Source organism: Paenibacillus sp. V4I3 (assembly GCF_030817215.1).
Lineage (GTDB): Bacteria > Bacillota > Bacilli > Paenibacillales > NBRC-103111 > Paenibacillus_E.
In genome coordinates this window covers 180390-197500 of record NZ_JAUSZA010000001.1, presented here as the reverse complement: position 1 = coordinate 197500, position 17111 = coordinate 180390, and the positions used below count along the sequence as shown (strand labels likewise).

Sequence of the window (17111 nt, the reverse complement as noted above, 5' to 3'; positions counted from 1 at the left end):
CGGAAGAACTCTCGTTAAGGAACTCGGCAAAATGACCCCGTAACTTCGGGAGAAGGGGTGCCTCGGTAGGGTGAATAGCCCGAGGGGGCCGCAGTGAAAAGGCCCAAGCGACTGTTTAGCAAAAACACAGGTCTGTGCGAAGCCGCAAGGCGAAGTATACGGGCTGACGCCTGCCCGGTGCTGGAAGGTTAAGAGGAGTGGTTAGGGACCTCGGTTCCGAAGCTATGAATTGAAGCCCCAGTAAACGGCGGCCGTAACTATAACGGTCCTAAGGTAGCGAAATTCCTTGTCAGGTAAATTCTGACCCGCACGAATGGCGTAACGACTTGGGCGCTGTCTCAACGAGAGATCCGGTGAAATTTTAATACCTGTGAAGATGCAGGTTACCCGCGACAAGACGGAAAGACCCCATGGAGCTTTACTGCAGCTTGATATTGGACTTTGGTACGATCTGTACAGGATAGGTGGGAGCCTTTGAAGCCTGAGCGCCAGCTTGGGTGGAGGCATCGTTGGGATACCACCCTGATCGTATCGGAGTTCTAACCTAGTACCGTGATCCGGTATGGGGACAGTGTCAGGTGGGCAGTTTGACTGGGGCGGTCGCCTCCTAAAATGTAACGGAGGCGTTTAAAGGTTCCCTCAGAATGGTTGGAAATCATTCGCAGAGTGCAAAGGCATAAGGGAGCTTGACTGCGAGACCTACAAGTCGAGCAGGGACGAAAGTCGGACTTAGTGATCCGGTGGTACCGAATGGAAGGGCCATCGCTCAACGGATAAAAGCTACCCTGGGGATAACAGGCTTATCTCCCCCAAGAGTCCACATCGACGGGGAGGTTTGGCACCTCGATGTCGGCTCATCGCATCCTGGGGCTGAAGTAGGTCCCAAGGGTTGGGCTGTTCGCCCATTAAAGCGGTACGCGAGCTGGGTTCAGAACGTCGTGAGACAGTTCGGTCCCTATCTGTCGCGGGCGTAGGAAATTTGAGAGGAGCTGTCCTTAGTACGAGAGGACCGGGATGGACGTACCGCTGGTGTACCAGTTGTCTCGCCAGAGGCATCGCTGGGTAGCTATGTACGGAGGGGATAAGCGCTGAAAGCATCTAAGCGCGAAGCCCCCCTCAAGATGAGATTTCCCAGTATGTAAGACCCCTTGTAGACGACGAGGTTGATAGGTTCGAGGTGGAAGTGCAGCAATGCATGCAGCTGACGAATACTAATCGGTCGAGGGCTTAACCAAAACCCTGAGTGTTACTTTACGCAAGTTTCGTATCTAGTTTTCAAGGCGCAAACACGCTTTGACTGTTTGGTGATGATGGCGGAGGGGATCCACGCGTTCCCATCTCGAACACGACCGTTAAGCCCTCCAGCGTCGATGGTACTTGAACCGCAGGGTTCTGGGAGAGTAGAACGTTGCCAAGCAGAATACCCCTAGTGGGTATTTTTTTTGCCGCCCTGTAGACTGTTTTACACATTAGGGCCCTTAGCTCAGCTGGTTAGAGCGCACCCCTGATAAGGGTGAGGTCGGTGGTTCGAGTCCACTAGGGCCCACCAAACGAGGGGCCATAGCTCAGCTGGGAGAGCGCCTGCCTTGCAAGCAGGAGGTCAGCGGTTCGATCCCGCTTGGCTCCACCATATTCCCTGATAGCTCAGTTGGTAGAGCACTCGACTGTTAATCGAGTTGTCACAGGTTCGAGTCCTGTTCGGGGAGTCAAATCCCCAAAAAGTGAAGAATGCTAGCATATTCCGATTACTTTTTGGGGGCCCCAATAATTTTTAGCACATCCGTGGAGAAGTGTCCGAGCGGCCGAAGGAGCACGATTGGAAATCGTGTAGGCGTCACAAGCGTCTCGAGGGTTCGAATCCCTCCTTCTCCGTTTCTTTAGATAAATGAAAGACAATATGGCGGCGTAGCTCAGCTGGCTAGAGCGTACGGTTCATACCCGTAAGGTCGGGGGTTCGAGCCCCTCTGCCGCTACTAGATAAATTGGAGAGATACCCAAGTGGCTATAAGGGGACCCTCTGCTAAGGGGTTAGACTGCGTAAGTGGTGCGAGGGTTCGAATCCCTCTCTCTCCGTCGGTAATTTTTTTAAGTTTGGCCCGTTGGTCAAGTGGTTAAGACACCTCCCTTTCACGGAGGTAACAGGGGTTCGAGTCCCCTACGGGTCACCACCATTCCCCACAAAGTGACGTATAGCTGACGAAGCATATTCCGATTACTTTGCGTGGACCCCAGTTCTTCATCCCATTATGGAGGCTTAGCTCAGCTGGGAGAGCATCTGCCTTACAAGCAGAGGGTCGGCGGTTCGATCCCGTCAGCCTCCACCATACTACCCAAAAAAGTGAAGTGAAGCTTTGTAGCAACGCCGATTACTTTTTCGGGGCTTATAAAGAAATTATGCTTTTAATGCCGCGGGGTGGAGCAGCCCGGTAGCTCGTCGGGCTCATAACCCGAAGGCCGCAGGTTCAAATCCTGCCCCCGCAACCAAACTCTTTCTGAGAGTTGTTTTACACAGTGTGGAGCTGTGGTGTAGTGGCCTAACATGCCTGCCTGTCACGCAGGAGACCGCGGGTTCGAATCCCGTCAGCTCCGCCATTTTTCATAAATGAATATGCCGTTGTAGCTCAACTGGTAGAGCAACTGACTTGTAATCAGTAGGTTGGGGGTTCAAGTCCTCTCGACGGCACCATAATTCCCAAAAAAGTGAAGCAAAGCTTTGTAGCAACGCCTTTTACTTTTTCGGGGCCCGGTAAGGCTTTATATGTGGAGGCTTAGTGAAGTGGCTAAACACGGCAGACTGTAAATCTGCTCTCTTCGAGTTCGGTGGTTCGAATCCATCAGCCTCCATTTCCAAACTATGTTGGGGATTAGCCAAGCGGTAAGGCAACGGACTTTGACTCCGTCATGCCAAGGTTCAAATCCTTGATCCCCAGTTCTTCACTTGAGTCATTAGCTCAGTTGGTAGAGCACCTGACTTTTAATCAGGGTGTCGTAGGTTCGAATCCTACATGACTCATTTGCCTTATTTACAGCATGCGCGTATGGCGGAATTGGCAGACGCACTAGACTTAGGATCTAGCGGGTGACCGTGGGGGTTCAAGTCCCTCTACGCGCATCAAATCCTCAGCAGTATTCATACTCCTGAGGTACCCATGCGGAAGTGGCTCAGCGGTAGAGCATCGCCTTGCCAAGGCGAGGGTCGCGGGTTCGATCCCCGTCTTCCGCTCCATTTATTATGCGCCCTTAGCTCAGCTGGATAGAGTATTTGACTACGAATCAAAAGGTCGGGAGTTCGAATCTCTCAGGGCGCGCCATTTTTCATATGTTATTATTACCTTATCGGGACGTAGCTCAGCTTGGTAGAGCACCTGCTTTGGGAGCAGGGGGTCGCATGTTCAAATCGTGTCGTCCCGATAGACGTGCGGGCGTAGTTTAATGGTAGAACTTCAGCCTTCCAAGCTGATCGCGCGGGTTCGATTCCCGCCGCCCGCTTCAATGAAAAAAGACCACCTTCGGGTGGTCTTTTTTCGTTTGAACGGGAAAGAGAAGCCGTATGGGTTCGACCGTCCGTGAAGACATCATAGAATATACCCAAGTAGGACGCGCGTCCAAATATACCACTAGCCGCTTCCGTAGGAAGCATTTTAAATAAGGATTTGGAGTATTCCAGTCACCGTTGATGTCTTAGATATATCCTCCATGATAACCTGCATCTGAATGACCTTCGCTCAGTATAATTTAATAAATAGCAATGGGGAATCCTCTGCTGTAACATGCAACCCTTGAGAAAAACCATTTTCATGGTAAATTTAATGTGAAATGATGCAAGTAATGCATGTGAGAGACTGTCGATTCATTTTCACAACTCGTTGGCATTACTCGAAATTCGATTGTAGAGTTGTTCGGTAGCTTCGTGAAGATAGATGGGTTATAGCGGTTACCAATGTTGTAATATCTACAACAATTCGCACGCCTAAAGGCTATTTTGCAACTTGAAGTTGCAGTTCGTACAACAATTTGAGCCCATTTGTTGCAAAATCGTCTGTATCGGGCAGAATTGTTGTATATTATGCAACATTGAGGGAGGACAGGCGGGATCTAGGCAGAATTGTTGCACATTCTACAACATCATTCGACCGAGAATATGGATTCATTTACCCGGCAGCCTCAAGAGAGCATATATGACGATGGATTCGGGTTTAAGACACCTCAATGTAGAACAAGATGGTTGAATGAATCGACGGTCTCTGTGAACCAATGTTTAGAGGGATGTGACGCTTGTCACCGTATCGGAGAATGTCAATTAAAATACATAAAGGAGTACAAAACCCATGACTCTAGATAAAAGAACGCTTAATAAAAGAAATAAGCTAGTTGAAGTGAGCAGAACGCTAGCTAAGGTTGCACTAGGCGAAGCTTTTGCCGATGTAGTCATTAAGAATGGAACACTCGTTAATGTGTATTCTGGTGAATTACTTGAGCATATGGATGTTGCTGTCACCGCTGGGAGAATTGCGTATGTAGGGAATGCAGACCATACCATTGGGGCTCAAACGGTCATTATCGATGCCACAGGAAAGTATATGTCTCCGGGATTAATAGATGGTCATATGCATGTTGAGAGCACGATGCTGTCCGTTACCCAGTTTGCCAAAGCGGCATTAGCCAAAGGAACAACGGGGATTTTTATGGACCCTCATGAAATTGCCAATGTGTTTGGAACAGAAGGTGTAAGGCTGATGCATGAAGAGGGGCAGCAGTTGCCTCTCAAAGTATTCACGACATTCCCATCCTGCGTACCAGCGACTACGGACTTGGAAGATGCAGGTGCAAGCTTAGAAGTGACCGATATTAAAGAAGGACTGCAGTGGGACAATGTGGTTGGACTAGGCGAAGTCATGAATTTCCCTGGTGTCCTTTACGGTGATCCGAAAATGTGCGGAGAGATTGAAGAAACGATCAAGAGTGGTAAAACCGTCACAGGACATTTTCCAAGTGATGATGATCGTATGCTGCAAGCTTATACGGCATCCGGCGTGACATCTGATCATGAAACCGTAACTAGGGAACAAGGTCTTCACAAAGTCCGCATGGGTATGCACCTTATGATTCGTGAAGGTTCGGCCTGGCATGATGTCAAAGAGGTCATTAAGGTAGTAACCGAAGATAAGGTCAGCACGTCCAATATTTCGCTCGTCACGGATGATGTAAATCCGCAAACTTTGGTGGAGAAAGGGCATCTCAATCATGTGGTGCGCCGCGCGATCGAAGAGGGTGTCGATCCTGTAACCGCGATTCAAATGGTAACGATTAATGTGGCGCGTTATTTTAAAATGGAGCAAGATTTGGGCAGCATTACTCCCGGTAAATGTGCTGACATTTTATTGCTGGATGATTTACAGAAGGTCGAGCCTTCAACGGTCATTACCGATGGTCAAGTTGTTTTTGATAATGGCAAGCTCACGGTAGATTTCCCCGATTTCGTCTATCCCGAGCACATCCGTAATTCCATGAACGTTAAGCAGGAACTTACAGCTGAGGACTTCAAGCTTGTAAGTCGCAGTAATCAGGATAAGACGAAGGTTAATGTCATTAACATTATTGAAAACAGTGCAAGAACTGAGAAAATGACTGCAGTACTAGGTGTTGAACAAGGGATCATCCAACCAGATGCAGAGCAGGATATTATCCGTCTAGCCTGTATCGAGCGGCACCGTGGAACGGGTCAAATTTCACTTGGCTTTACGCATGGCTTTCAATTGAAGGCAGGTGCGGTAGCATCTACAGTGGCGCATGACAGTCACAATCTAATTGTTATGGGGATCAATGAGAAGGATATGGCTTTCGCAGCTAATGAGCTTGTCAAAATGGGAGGCGGCATGATCGTTGTAGAGAACGGTGAAGTGCTGGCTCAAGTACCGATGACCATCGCAGGCCTCATGTCAGATAAATCATTGCTTGAAGTCGTTAATGAGGTTGCAGAGCTCGAAAAAGCGTGGAAACAAATTGGCTGTCCGTTGAACGCCCCGTTTATGACATTCTCATTAATTGCATTACCTGTTATTCCTGAAATTCGGATTTCAAACCGAGGTATTGTCGATGTTACACAGTTCAAGTTAATTGAAGTGGAAATTGATTAAGTGGGACGAAATAAATAGGTCCAAAAGGACTTATTCTTTTTATTCTTTTTAGAAGGATGACGTTCGGCGCGGGAGGTTAGGATGGTTTGCGGGGGGCCGGAAACGAGTTCAGCTTCCGTCCCGACTGTTATCCCGGTTTCCTCGATAATCGGCAGATCTAGGGTGGTGGCCACCTCATCTCGAGTCTGATGCAACAAATTCAATTGCTGTTCAAATTCGTCTACACGCTTGCAAAGCATCATGTTCTCTTGCTTAAGCTTCTTTATAAGCTCATATAGTAATTTCATGGTGAGCTTCGGTTTCACTGATGGCTCATTTTCTTCGTTATTGTAAGTGGGGGACAGCAGCAGCATCAACTCTTCATCACTGATTACCTTGTATGACACAGTACGGCCTCCTTAAATTAATGAATCTCACTAAACTGCCCATCCGTAAAGAGATATTCTTTGGGAAGAAGTGAAAGATTAATGTTCCGGCTGCAGTCGATATACTGTGGGTAAACCACTTTGATAGATTCCTCTTCTTGAATTGGATAGTTAATTGGGTAGTTAATGATTTTATTCTTTTTGATTATATCTATAAAAAGATGAAACATGATGGAGACAATTAACAATCCCGTTATACATAGCTCTAAGTTTTGAATCATAAATTAGCCCTCCTATGAATCTTTTTTCATAGATTAACGGATTAGAACTAAAATGTCGCTCGAAAACCGTTGTCGTTTTGTAAGCTTTTTATGAAGAGTTAAACGGAATTTGAGGCAGAAATAGGGTGATGATGGTATTTTTAAAAGTATATTGTTGTTAAATCTCACGATCTTGTCTATCAATGAAAAAAAATAAGGATGGAGTTGTTCAACATGTTCAGTAAAAATAGTCAGATTCAGTCCTATCTGGAGCGTATCGGGTTTGAAGGTTTGCTCGATGGCAGCGCAAAGACTCTGGCTGACCTGCAGGAGTGTCATCTGCACACGGTTCCATACGAAAATTTGGACATTATGAACCGCATAGCTTTATCGTTGGATCCTCAGGATGTATATCAAAAGATAGTCGTGCGCGGGCGCGGTGGGTACTGCTTCGAGTTGAACGCTTTATTCGGCTGGTTACTGCGGGAGCTTGGCTACCCGGTTACTGACTTGGTTGCTCGATTTTGGCGCGACGAACCGAATGCGCCACCGAAACGACGTCATCACGTCCTGAAGGTTGAAGCAGAAGGCACGACTTACTTGTGCGATGTCGGAGTAGGTGGGATCGTCCCCCGGAAGCCGATCGCATGGATTGAAGGTCTTGAACAGCATCAAGGAGGAGAGTGCTACCGTCTCGAGCGCGATGCCTATTACGGTTGGATGCTATGTGAGCAGAAGAACAAGGAATGGAACCGCATTTACTCGTTTACGGAGGAGCCCCAGCTGCCGAAGGATTTCACTTTTGCGACATTCTGGTGTGAGAACGCCCCGGATTCAATATTTACCAAAGGCCCAATGGTAGCCAAGCGCACCCTGGAGGGACGGAATACACTGGCAGGCCGAGAGTTTCGCATCTTTACATCCGCCGGGGTAAGGACTTTCATTCCGCAGAACGAAGAAGAGTATAAAGCGGCACTGCAAGAGCATTTTGGTATTCATCTAGATTAATCATTAACGTAGTCATGTACTAATAGTGGGATTTCCATTATTCAACGTCGAAGAGGACCCCGAAAGGGGTCCCTTTTTCTTTTTCTAACTTGATCCGAAATGATTCTAATTACGAAAGTGATAACTTACTGTTTTCACGTTCTAACTCTTTCTGCTGCTCTTTGGTGAAAGTACAACTTAGCTTTGGTAATCCAGTGTGTTTGTTGATGTAGATAGTTCTTGCAACGCCGTGAATGAATTTCATTTGTTTGGTCCATTCTTTTGGGTTGAACATGGACATCAACTCCCTATTTATATATATTTCCTACAAATTCTCCACGATAGCGATGTTGGAAGCGCTTTATTTTAATATTATGTTCAAAGGGTATGGTTGATGCATCGAGCAAAATTACTTCAGAACAACGCGAAAAAGAACGCTGAATTAGTGTTTTTTTCAATCGGAGGGACTGTTATTTAAGTCCCGTCTATCGTTAAAGGAATTTCTGTCAGAGGGTACGATACTGGCATATGCTGACATAGTAAGCGATTACAATTCTATTGTTTTTTCGTATAAAATGATTGATTTACATAATCTAAATAAAAATAACCATTGAATGTGTCAGTGACATCTAGTAACCTTTCCTTAGATCACTGATCAGGGTCGAACCACAATAAATCTTACTTAGAGTGTAAGAAAGTGAATAGATTAGCGTGTCGGTTATCCTTATATTTGCCCTAATAGTAACAGGGAAACATTTTCGACAAGCTCCTTCGATAATGATATGGAAGCCCTTACATTGAAGACAGCCAAGAGCTTCTGGTTAGGAGTAGTTTTTCACGAGAGACAAGTAAACCTAAAAAAGGAATGGTGTTCAGTGATGACAAAGAGAACGCACGGTGGTCCCAAAGCGGTCTTAGCTCTTATTGCGAGTGTAGGTTTGCTAGCAGGCTGCTCTACGGCCAATCAAACAGGTACAACTGGTTCGACGAACACGCCGGGTACTAAGGAAACGCCAGCATCCTCAACTGCAAAGGCCTCTGGAACCGTGACATTTTGGTATGATAAGACAGGTGTGGCGGGGGAAGCAATTAAGGCTGCTGCTGATGCTTTCCAGGCAGCGCATCCCGAAATTAAATTGAATGCTGTATATGTGGCTGATTTAACAGTTGGCGGAGGACAAAAGCTGATGTCCGCTGTCGCTGGGGGAACTGCCCCGGATGCAGTGTTCTTCGATCGCTTCCAAATCGCCTCATGGGCCCAGCAGGAGGCTTTGATCGATATTTCGGACCGGATCAAGAAAGATGCCATCGATCCGAAAAAGTTTTATCCAGCTGCATGGAATGAGGTTGTGTACAAGGATAAAGTATACGGGCTTCCGGTTTCTACTGATGGGCGGGCCTTGTTCTATAACAAGGATCATTTCAAGGAAGTTGGACTTGACCCCGAGAAGCCGCCTAAGACGATCAAAGAGTTGGAAGAATATGCGGCCAAGCTGACCGTGAAGGAAGGAAACGTTTATAAACGGATCGGTCTTATACCGTGGTCTAATCAAGGCAACTTCTACACGTGGGGATGGGCGTTCGGCGGCGATTTCTATAACACGAGCACCGGTAAAGTAACACCTAATGATCCTAAGAACGTCGAGGCACTGCAATGGCTGCAGGATTATGCCAACAAATATAATATCAGTGACATGAAATCTTTAGCCAGTTCGACCCAGATCAATCCTTTTGCGGCCGGCAAGGTTAGCATAGGAAATCGGAAACAACTTGCTGGCGGCAACGGTTAAAGCAGCGAATACGAATGTGAACTTCGGTGTAGCACAGCTGCCGACACCAACCGGCGATCAGACGGTTACATGGTCGGGTGGTTTCAGTCTCGTCATTCCCAAGGGAGCCAAAAATCAGGATGGCGCATGGGAGCTGCTGAAATTCTTTACTGGTGATGAGGCACAAGAAAAATTGACTAAATCCTATCTGTCAGTCGTTCATTCGGTAAACCAAAAAGTGTTTGCCAATGATCCAATCAATATGAAAATTCTTGGATTTCTAGGAACGGCTCACTGGCGTCCGGTGATTTCACAAGGGCAGTTACTTTGGAACGAGATGGCGAGCGCCTTGGATATGGCCTCGAACAATAAAGGCAAACCGAAGGATCTGCTCGATAGTGTGGCAGACAAGGTGAATGCCGCTCTGGCGAGTGACCAAAAAAGCAAATGAGGTGCGATGAAAGATGATGGATTCAAACTTGGTCCGAGCTACTGGACAGGAGCCTTCCCGTCCTAGACATCAAGAAGCCCGGAAGAAATCTTTCGTCCGCGCGTTCAGTAAAAACGCGCCTGGCTGGCTATTCATCACCCCTTGGATAGTGGGTCTGCTGCTCTTTTATTTGTACCCGCTTGTCAGTTCCATCTATCTCAGTTTTACCTCTTACAGCATTCTGAAGGCCGGACAATTTGTCGGCCTTCAGAATTACCAAAGCTTGATGCAGGACAAAGTGTTTTGGAGCTCTATTTACAACACCGTGTATTACGCACTTGTCTTCGTTCCGCTGAGTATCGTCCTCAGTATAGGGCTGGCGCTGCTGTTGAACACCAGAGTAAAGGGAATCGCAATCTACCGTACGGTCTTTTACCTGCCTACTCTTGTTCCCTTGGTTGCTAAGGCAGTTCTTTGGATGTGGCTGCTGAACCCTCAGGCGGGGCTGGTCAATCAATTATTGTCCAGATTGGGCATCGATGGTCCTCCATGGTTGGGCAACGAAGCCTGGGCTAAGCCCACCCTCGTCATGATATCTTTATGGGCTGTCGGACAGACGGTCGTCATCTTCCTTGCTGGATTGCAGGGGATATCGCAGGAATATTACGATGCCGCTTCGGTTGATGGCGCCAGATGGTATCAGAAATTTGGGCTGGTCACCTTGCCGCTGCTAACGCCAGTCATCTTCTACAACTTGGTGATGGGGATAATTAGTTCAATTCAAGTGTTCTCCTTACCTTATACGCTTACGGGCGGGAGTGGCTCACCAGCAGGGTCCATGATGTTTTATGTTATGTATTTGTACCAGAATGCTTTTCTGTATTTGAAAATGGGCTATGCATCGGCTATGGCATGGATACTTTTTATCGTGATTGCTTTGCTAACGGTCGTGATTTTCGTCTCATCCAAAAAATGGGTTCATTATCAAGGGGACTAGAGGGGGCTTGTGTACGTGAAAAATCATAGAAATGCAGCTGCGCGCAACCTCCTTACCCAATTGGTTCTAATCGCGCTGGCGTTGAATTTTGCAGCTCCGCTGCTATGGATGATATCGACATCATTGAAGGATAACTCCCAATTATACATGGATCCTCCACGTTGGATTCCTAATCCGATGCACTGGAGAAATTATTTCGACGCGTTTACGAGAATCTCTTTTCCAAGAATGTTTAGCAATACACTGATTGTCACCGTATTCAGTACGTTGGGCATGCTTATCGTTTCTCCGCTGGCGGCTTATAGTTTGGCCAAGCTGGATTGGCGGGGGAAAGGGTTGATCTTCGGGTTGACTGTGAGTGTGATGATGATTCCCGGGCCCGTGACGATGATCCCTGAGTTCCTTCTATTTCATAAGCTGAAATGGGTCGGAACGCTGCTTCCGCTAATCGTTAAGCATGCGCTCGGTGTGCCAGTCTATATTTTTATGCTGCGGCAATTTTTCAAAGGCCTGCCCTCGGAGCTGCAGCAGGCCGCACGCATAGATGGGGCCGGGGAATTTCATATTTACTGGCGCATTATGCTGCCATTGGCGATGCCGGCTGTTCTGGCGACCGGGTTGTTCCAGGTCATGAGTAGTTGGAATGATTTCTTGGGCCCGCTGTTATATCTGAATGACCCTAGCCAATATACATTGTCTCTGGGGCTGCAGCAATTTCAAAACGAGATCAGCACAGAGTGGGGATTGCTTATGGCGGCTACCTTCTTGATGATCCTGCCGATTATCATTCTATTCTTTTTTCTGCAGAAATCATTCATTCAAGGCATTACCTTTACGGGCATTAAAGGCTAATCACCATTTATAACGCTGCGTCGATCGATAATCATGATTTATATAATTAAACGAGGGATGTCCTTATATGAAATATGAACATATGCCAAGAAAACCGAATCTACTCTATCTGCAGCTTGCCGAAAAGGTAAGGGACATCATTCAAAGACGTAGGCTTCAACCGCATGATCCAGTCCCTTCGGAAGGGGAGCTTGCGAAGCTATTTGGTGTAAGCCGGATGACAAGCAAGCTAGCTCTAGAACAACTGGTTCAGCAGGGTCTCGTTTACCGTTTGCCAAGAAGGGGCACCTTCCTTTGCGCGCAGCAGAATGGGGTGTCTGATAACGAAGGTATTCTGAAGGTAAATGAGCCGACGCCGGTCGTAGAGAAGCAAAAACAGAATAAGCGGATCGCTATCATCGTGTCCCATATGTCTGATTACACGTCAAGGATTATTGCAGCTGCCGAGATCGAATCGCGAAAGCATGATTGTGATCTGATTCTAAAGATTAGCAAGTCCAAAGATGATGAGGACCGTTGTCTTCAGGGGCTTGTCGAAGGTGGAGTCGACGGCATTATCCTATTTCCACAAGGACGAAAGATATGCAGTGACCAAGTGTTGAGATTGAAATTGCAGCAGTTTCCGATTGTGATTATCGACCGAATTTTTCGCGAAGTTCAGATTGATTGTGTCTACCATGATCATTTTCAAGGCTCTTACCAGATGGCTAAGTATTTGATTGAAAAAGGACATCGGGAAATCGGTTACGTTTCGAATGCGATTGAGAACATCACCAGCAGGGAGGAGCGTTATCAAGGTTATATCCAGGCGCTCATTGATCATGCGGTTCCCGTCAAAAATCAGTATATTCTTTTTAAAAGCGAACTCTGTGATTCTAGCCATGTTAACAAGAGCGACCCTGAACAGGAGAGCTTCATACGTGAAAATCCACAGATGACAGCCCTGATGTGCGGAGACGATCATGTGGCAATTTCTACGTTATATACAGCATTACACTTGAAGATTCCGGTCCCTGAGCAGCTTTCCATTGTGGGTTTCTCTGATATTCAATTATCTGGGTTAACACCGATTCCTCTTACAACGGTCAAGCAATGTACCGAGCAGCTTACGCAATCAGCATTTAATCTGCTAATGAAGCGTGTTAACAATTCCAATGAGAGACAAATTACGATCAAAATTAAGACGACGATTGTAGAGCGGAAATCCGTCCTCTCTTTGGTGTAAATAGTTAGACAAAATACGAATGACAGGTGAAGCTTATGAAAATTCATTTTCTCGGAACCGCAGCAGCAGAAGGCTTTCCGAATGCGTTTTGCCGCTGTGGGTCTTGCATCCAGGCACGGACGCTGGGCGGAAAAAACATTCGCACACGAAGTTCGGCCATCCTTGACGATGTAATCAAATTCGACTATTCTCCCGATTCTTATATGCAGGCGCTTCGCGATAACATTGATTTGGGCGCAATTGAGCACTTGCTTGTTACGCATACGCACTCTGATCATTTTAATGCTTATGATCTTGAATGCCGGAGAGAGGGGATTGCCCACGGACTGGAGCATCCTCTACATATCTATGGGAATGATGCCGTGATGCACCATACACGTGTCGCCATTGGTCGTTTTGAGGGTGAACGCTACGCCTTCCATTTGTTGCGTCCCTTTCAGATGATTGAAGTGGGTGAAGCACTTGTCACACCTCTTTTAGCGGATCATGACAAAATGGAAACATGCTTATTATATTTGATCGAGCGGGGCGGCAAGAAACTGCTGTACGGACATGATTCAGGTTGGTTCCCAGAAGCAACATGGGAATGGTTAAAGGGAGCCAATGTAGATTGCGCCATACTTGACTGCACGCACGGGTACACGGGGCGCTCCCGTGACAGAAACCATATGTGTATCGAAACCGTATTGGAGGCTCAGCGAGTGTTTCGTGAAGAACACATATTAAAAGCGGATGCGCCCATCGTCGTCACTCATTTTAGCCATAATTCCAAACTGCTTCATCATGAATTCGACGAAATCTTTAAACCTGCCGGGGTCGTAGTCGCGTATGACGGATTGATTATGCACATCTAGACCTTATTGCAACGTTTAAACGAAAAGCCCTTCTGGTATTCAGAGGGGCTTAGTTATGTTGTCCAACAGGAAAATGTCATATTCCGTGGTACAATTAGAGAAAATATCTCTTATCTCAGCCTGAGTTTGGTTAATCAACAGTTGGAGTAGGGAATGAGGGGAGTGTACGCGTGACCCAAAGAATAATAAAAGCACCGCAAGGCTTAGCAGCATCGCCATTCAATCAAAGCGTTTTGAAATTCAAAGGACTCACAGTCATTGAATCGTGCACCAACACGGTAGGAAAGCAAGGGACTATGTTCTTAGAAGACTACCTTCTCATGTTTGTGCTGAATGGCACTTATACGGTGCGTTACGGCAATCAGGTGTACGTTGCTCATAGGCATGAAATGGTACTGATTCAAAAATCCATTGTTATTGAATATGAAAAATCAGGCGAACCTAATCAGGCTTACTTATTAGAGTACATGATGTTTTTTCTAAAAGATGAAGTGCTTAAAGACTTTATTAAAATGGCGGACATTCAATCTGCGCAGCCAACAGTGTTGGTACCTATTTTCGTAAATCCGATAAGTGAACGACTGTTACTCTATTTAGGCTCGCTAAAACCATATTTCAACGAACCCGATAACATCGAGGACGGATTAATTAAGATTAAGTTGTTGGAATTATTGTTTGATCTTAGCCATGCCAACGAAAATATCATGCAGCAATTACTTCAATTGAAGCAGCAGGTTCGATCCGATATCTCAACCGTCGTGGAACAAAATATCTTGAATCCAGTTTCTCTGAATGATTTGGCTTATTTATCGGGCAGAAGCTTGTCCAGCTTCAAACGGGATTTTCAAACGATTTACAATACATCCCCATCCCTATGGATTCGGCAGAAACGCTTGGAGAAGGCCAGAGAATTGTTGACCCATTCAGCCATGTCAGTAACGGATGTTTGCTTTACGACGGGCTTTGAGAATGTTGCGCATTTTTCAAGGGTTTTCAAAGAGCACTTTGGCTATACCCCGTCCTTTTACAAGCAACAGTTAAGCTAAAAGCTAACAGAGATCTTAGTTCGGCACCCGCCGGGCTAAGATTTTTTATTTGAGCTAAATGGTCAAATACTTTGGGCTTTTTGGAAAAGTAGGGCGGAATGCGCTGTGATAATCTTAGGTCATGAATGATTCAATTTAAAAATGACGACGAGAAGGAGACAATAAAAAATGATAAATCAAAAAGTATGGTTCATCACAGGCGCATCCAGAGGCTTCGGATTGGAAATTACAAAAGCTGCTTTAGCGGAGGGTAATAAGGTGGTAGCTACCGTCCGCAGCAAGCCTGAACAACTAGCTGCGCAGCTTGAGAACAACGAAAACTTGTTGGTAACTGTGCTGGATGTTACGGACGAAGCTCAAGCCTTAGATGCAGCGAAACAAGCAATAGACAAATTCGGAAAAATTGACGTGCTAGTCAATAATGCTGGTTATGGATTGCTGAGTGCCGTTGAGGAAGCTTCGAATGAAGAAGTGAAACAAAATTATGATGCCAATGTTTTCGGTTTACTAAACGTTACCCGCGCAATTTTACCCTACATGCGTAAGCGGCGTTCGGGACATGTCATTAATATTTCATCAGTGGGTGGATTAAACGGGTTTGTGGGCTGGGGGATTTATGGTTCCACCAAGTTTGCTGTTGAAGGCATTACAGAGTCCATGGCTTTGGAATTAGCTCCTTTAGGGATTTATGCAACGGTTGTAGCACCAGGCTTTTTTAGAACTGAATTCCTTGATCCAACATCTCTGATAAGAACCGCTCATGTCATCGATGATTATGCAGGCACAGTGGGAGAAATGCAAAGCTTTGCCACACAAGTTAATAAAAAACAGCCCGGCGATCCCAAGAAACTTGCTCAAGCTTTCATTAAACTGGCTAATGCCGAAAAGCCTCCGGTTCATTTGCCTCTAGGCAACGATACGCTTGCTATGTATAGAGAAAAGACGGCAAAGTTTGAAAAAGACATTGAAGACTGGTATGACGTCATTACGGGAACGGATCATGATGATGTAAAGGGATAACGTTGCGATTTGAGTCGAAATAGGAACTAGTATTTATTCTTGTTCACAACTAAGACAAATGGACAAGAATGACCGAATATACTTATACGGAATCATCAGAAGTTGTTTATCAACTAGGAGGTGTTTCGGTATGGTTTATTGGTTGTTGGCCGTTATCGTGGTTGTGGTTGGTTTATTGATTTACATGAACGTGAAGAAGCGCAAAGTGGTACCGGTGGCTGATTTACAAACACATAAGTCGTGCGCTTACTGTAACGAGGAAATTGCAATCGATGCTGCTGTATGCAAGTACTGTAGGGGTGTTGTCGTAAATTGAGGCTGATATAATGAATAGCAAATGAAGCAGCGGTCAGTTCGCATGGTGTGAGCTGGTCGTTGTTTTGTTTTTTTTGCTATTTACCAGACTCCTTGGCATCTATAGTATCCAGGAAATCATTCGTTGAAAATTTCCAACCCCTTTAACTTTCTAACCATTCTTAACCGCTCGCCAACTAGTCTTAAAAAATCGGACATCTCATTCACCTCAAATTGAGGTTATTGAAATCGTTGATAAAAAGAGATACCCGTATAATATGATAAAATATATAAAATCCTGTATAAATGGTACTTCAGTGTCCCGTTTTTAAATATAATCACCAAAAAGTTGGCGCTCTACATCAAAAAAGTGTAACATCAATCTAATAACAGCAGACAGAAGGAGCCTGAATCATTTGACCATCGAATTAAAAAACGAAATACCTCCCAATTTTGAGGAACTAAAAAAATCGGCCAATCGTACATCCAATTGGAGAGAACGTCTAGAAGCCGTTGAAGCATTAGGTCAGTATAACGACCAACAAACCATTAACATACTAGCGCGTATGATGAGCAGCGATGCTGTATATCCCATTCAGGAGGCTGCTTACCGCAAACTCCGGGCATTTGGTGAGGATGTTCAGCTGCCGCCAAGGAAAAAAGGTGACTTGATTAAAGGCGCAGGTAAAGTTTTTGTGCGCATTAAGAAGAGCTTGCCGGAAGGTCATACGTTTGAAGAGTTTAAAGAGAAGTTACAGAAGACCAGAAGTGACGTATATGATACTTACGAAGGCGACAAAGGGTCTGACTTCGATCAATGGCTTGAAACCACATGGTCGTCGTTGCTGAAAAAATAAGAAGCATAACATAATGGA

The 17111-nt window shown here is 45.8% G+C and carries 15 protein-coding genes, 19 tRNA genes and 2 rRNA genes (1 of these 36 only partly in view); 33 read left to right on the top strand and 3 right to left on the bottom strand.

Annotation, left to right across the window (positions count from 1 at the left end; all coding sequences use genetic code 11):
- The 22 genes from QFZ77_RS01130 to ade all read left to right on the top strand — a co-directional run.
- Positions 1 to 1235, top strand: a 23S ribosomal RNA gene (locus tag QFZ77_RS01130); it begins 1684 nt to the left of the window's first position.
- 65 nt (positions 1236 to 1300) lie between these two features.
- Positions 1301 to 1417 (top strand): 5S ribosomal RNA (gene rrf / locus QFZ77_RS01125).
- Between the two features lie 55 nt (positions 1418 to 1472).
- Positions 1473 to 1549, top strand: a tRNA-Ile gene (locus QFZ77_RS01120).
- A 5-nt stretch (positions 1550 to 1554) separates the two neighbouring features.
- Positions 1555 to 1630 (top strand) — tRNA-Ala (locus tag QFZ77_RS01115).
- Positions 1631 to 1633: 3 nt separating this feature from the next.
- Positions 1634 to 1706 (top strand) — tRNA-Asn (locus tag QFZ77_RS01110).
- A 78-nt stretch (positions 1707 to 1784) separates the two neighbouring features.
- A tRNA-Ser gene (locus tag QFZ77_RS01105) sits at positions 1785 to 1872 on the top strand.
- A 27-nt stretch (positions 1873 to 1899) separates the two neighbouring features.
- A tRNA-Met gene (locus tag QFZ77_RS01100) sits at positions 1900 to 1973 on the top strand.
- Between the two features lie 11 nt (positions 1974 to 1984).
- Positions 1985 to 2073 (top strand) — tRNA-Ser (locus QFZ77_RS01095).
- 20 nt (positions 2074 to 2093) lie between these two features.
- Positions 2094 to 2168 (top strand) — tRNA-Glu (locus tag QFZ77_RS01090).
- 80 nt (positions 2169 to 2248) lie between these two features.
- A tRNA-Val gene (locus QFZ77_RS01085) sits at positions 2249 to 2324 on the top strand.
- Between the two features lie 83 nt (positions 2325 to 2407).
- Positions 2408 to 2484, top strand: a tRNA-Met gene (locus tag QFZ77_RS01080).
- A 31-nt stretch (positions 2485 to 2515) separates the two neighbouring features.
- Positions 2516 to 2592, top strand: a tRNA-Asp gene (locus QFZ77_RS01075).
- 18 nt (positions 2593 to 2610) lie between these two features.
- Positions 2611 to 2686, top strand: a tRNA-Thr gene (locus QFZ77_RS01070).
- 76 nt (positions 2687 to 2762) lie between these two features.
- Positions 2763 to 2844: transfer RNA gene (locus QFZ77_RS01065), tRNA-Tyr, on the top strand.
- 14 nt (positions 2845 to 2858) lie between these two features.
- Positions 2859 to 2930: transfer RNA gene (locus QFZ77_RS01060), tRNA-Gln, on the top strand.
- A gap of 10 nt (positions 2931 to 2940) precedes the next feature.
- Positions 2941 to 3013 (top strand) — tRNA-Lys (locus tag QFZ77_RS01055).
- A gap of 19 nt (positions 3014 to 3032) precedes the next feature.
- Positions 3033 to 3112, top strand: a tRNA-Leu gene (locus tag QFZ77_RS01050).
- A gap of 39 nt (positions 3113 to 3151) precedes the next feature.
- Positions 3152 to 3226, top strand: a tRNA-Gly gene (locus QFZ77_RS01045).
- 8 nt (positions 3227 to 3234) lie between these two features.
- Positions 3235 to 3311: transfer RNA gene (locus QFZ77_RS01040), tRNA-Arg, on the top strand.
- A 26-nt stretch (positions 3312 to 3337) separates the two neighbouring features.
- Positions 3338 to 3411, top strand: a tRNA-Pro gene (locus tag QFZ77_RS01035).
- 7 nt (positions 3412 to 3418) lie between these two features.
- Positions 3419 to 3489 (top strand) — tRNA-Gly (locus tag QFZ77_RS01030).
- Between the two features lie 839 nt (positions 3490 to 4328).
- Complete coding sequence (gene ade / locus QFZ77_RS01025) at positions 4329 to 6137, top strand: adenine deaminase (protein ID WP_307434819.1); 1809 nt, start codon at positions 4329 to 4331, stop codon at positions 6135 to 6137.
- On the opposite strand, the gene QFZ77_RS01020 is transcribed toward ade, so the two are convergent.
- Both QFZ77_RS01020 and QFZ77_RS01015 read right to left on the bottom strand, forming a co-directional pair.
- Complete coding sequence (locus QFZ77_RS01020) at positions 6134 to 6523, bottom strand: hypothetical protein (RefSeq protein ID WP_307434816.1); 390 nt, start codon at positions 6521 to 6523, stop codon at positions 6134 to 6136. The two genes, ade and QFZ77_RS01020, sit on opposite strands and share 4 nt — an antisense overlap.
- A 17-nt stretch (positions 6524 to 6540) precedes the next feature.
- Positions 6541 to 6783 carry a hypothetical protein gene (locus QFZ77_RS01015; RefSeq protein WP_307434814.1) on the bottom strand — a complete coding sequence of 81 codons (243 nt, stop codon included), beginning with the start codon at positions 6781 to 6783 and terminating at the stop codon, positions 6541 to 6543.
- A gap of 213 nt (positions 6784 to 6996) precedes the next feature.
- Between QFZ77_RS01015 and QFZ77_RS01010 the strand changes: the two genes are divergently transcribed.
- Positions 6997 to 7770 (top strand): arylamine N-acetyltransferase family protein, encoded by a 774-nt coding sequence (locus tag QFZ77_RS01010; RefSeq protein ID WP_307434810.1) that lies wholly within the window; start codon positions 6997 to 6999, stop codon positions 7768 to 7770.
- Between the two features lie 109 nt (positions 7771 to 7879).
- On the opposite strand, the gene QFZ77_RS01005 is transcribed toward QFZ77_RS01010, so the two are convergent.
- Positions 7880 to 8044 carry a hypothetical protein gene (locus QFZ77_RS01005; protein ID WP_307434807.1) on the bottom strand — a complete coding sequence of 55 codons (165 nt, stop codon included), beginning with the start codon at positions 8042 to 8044 and terminating at the stop codon, positions 7880 to 7882.
- A gap of 583 nt (positions 8045 to 8627) precedes the next feature.
- On the opposite strand from QFZ77_RS01005, the gene QFZ77_RS01000 reads away from it, so the two are divergent.
- The 10 genes from QFZ77_RS01000 to QFZ77_RS00955 all read left to right on the top strand — a co-directional run bounded on the left by QFZ77_RS01000 (position 8628) and on the right by QFZ77_RS00955 (position 17093).
- The gene (locus tag QFZ77_RS01000; protein ID WP_307434804.1) at positions 8628 to 9539 is read left to right on the top strand and encodes an extracellular solute-binding protein; all 912 of its coding nucleotides are present in this window, start codon (positions 8628 to 8630) and stop codon (positions 9537 to 9539) included.
- The gene (locus tag QFZ77_RS00995) at positions 9520 to 9969 is read left to right on the top strand and encodes an extracellular solute-binding protein (protein WP_307434801.1); all 450 of its coding nucleotides are present in this window, start codon (positions 9520 to 9522) and stop codon (positions 9967 to 9969) included. Before QFZ77_RS01000 ends, QFZ77_RS00995 begins: the two co-directional genes overlap by 20 nt.
- Positions 9970 to 9982: 13 nt before the next feature.
- Positions 9983 to 10945 carry a carbohydrate ABC transporter permease gene (locus QFZ77_RS00990; RefSeq protein ID WP_307434798.1) on the top strand — a complete coding sequence of 321 codons (963 nt, stop codon included), beginning with the start codon at positions 9983 to 9985 and terminating at the stop codon, positions 10943 to 10945.
- A 15-nt stretch (positions 10946 to 10960) separates the two neighbouring features.
- A complete protein-coding gene (locus QFZ77_RS00985) occupies positions 10961 to 11797 on the top strand; it encodes a carbohydrate ABC transporter permease (protein WP_307434795.1) in 837 nt (278 codons plus the stop codon).
- Between the two features lie 67 nt (positions 11798 to 11864).
- Positions 11865 to 13022, top strand: coding sequence for a GntR family transcriptional regulator (locus QFZ77_RS00980; RefSeq protein ID WP_307434792.1), 1158 nt, complete (start codon positions 11865 to 11867; stop codon positions 13020 to 13022).
- A gap of 35 nt (positions 13023 to 13057) precedes the next feature.
- A complete protein-coding gene (locus tag QFZ77_RS00975) occupies positions 13058 to 13876 on the top strand; it encodes an MBL fold metallo-hydrolase (RefSeq protein ID WP_307434789.1) in 819 nt (272 codons plus the stop codon).
- 170 nt (positions 13877 to 14046) lie between these two features.
- Positions 14047 to 14922, top strand: coding sequence for a helix-turn-helix domain-containing protein (locus QFZ77_RS00970; RefSeq protein WP_307434786.1), 876 nt, complete (start codon positions 14047 to 14049; stop codon positions 14920 to 14922).
- 168 nt (positions 14923 to 15090) lie between these two features.
- Positions 15091 to 15942: an oxidoreductase gene (locus QFZ77_RS00965; protein WP_307434782.1), complete on the top strand. Its 852-nt coding sequence runs from the start codon at positions 15091 to 15093 to the stop codon at positions 15940 to 15942.
- Between the two features lie 130 nt (positions 15943 to 16072).
- Positions 16073 to 16258 (top strand): hypothetical protein, encoded by a 186-nt coding sequence (locus QFZ77_RS00960; RefSeq protein ID WP_307434779.1) that lies wholly within the window; start codon positions 16073 to 16075, stop codon positions 16256 to 16258.
- Positions 16259 to 16652: 394 nt separating this feature from the next.
- Positions 16653 to 17093 (top strand): HEAT repeat domain-containing protein, encoded by a 441-nt coding sequence (locus QFZ77_RS00955; protein WP_373462549.1) that lies wholly within the window; start codon positions 16653 to 16655, stop codon positions 17091 to 17093.
- The last annotated feature ends 18 nt before the right edge of the window (positions 17094 to 17111 follow it).

Bases quoted from the DNA above. Each gene is read 5' to 3' on its own strand.
- QFZ77_RS01010 (WP_307434810.1), top strand. From the start codon at position 6,997: ATGTTCAGTAAAAATAGTCAGATTCAGTCCTATCTGGAGCGTATCGGG.
- QFZ77_RS01005 (WP_307434807.1), bottom strand. From the start codon at position 8,044: ATGTTCAACCCAAAAGAATGGACCAAACAAATGAAATTCATTCACGGC.
- ade (WP_307434819.1), top strand. From the start codon at position 4,329: ATGACTCTAGATAAAAGAACGCTTAATAAAAGAAATAAGCTAGTTGAA.
- QFZ77_RS01015 (WP_307434814.1), bottom strand. From the start codon at position 6,783: ATGATTCAAAACTTAGAGCTATGTATAACGGGATTGTTAATTGTCTCC.
- QFZ77_RS00980 (WP_307434792.1), top strand. From the start codon at position 11,865: ATGAAATATGAACATATGCCAAGAAAACCGAATCTACTCTATCTGCAG.
- QFZ77_RS00965 (WP_307434782.1), top strand. From the start codon at position 15,091: ATGATAAATCAAAAAGTATGGTTCATCACAGGCGCATCCAGAGGCTTC.
- QFZ77_RS00975 (WP_307434789.1), top strand. From the start codon at position 13,058: ATGAAAATTCATTTTCTCGGAACCGCAGCAGCAGAAGGCTTTCCGAAT.
- QFZ77_RS01000 (WP_307434804.1), top strand. From the start codon at position 8,628: ATGACAAAGAGAACGCACGGTGGTCCCAAAGCGGTCTTAGCTCTTATT.
- QFZ77_RS00960 (WP_307434779.1), top strand. From the start codon at position 16,073: ATGGTTTATTGGTTGTTGGCCGTTATCGTGGTTGTGGTTGGTTTATTG.
- QFZ77_RS00990 (WP_307434798.1), top strand. From the start codon at position 9,983: ATGATGGATTCAAACTTGGTCCGAGCTACTGGACAGGAGCCTTCCCGT.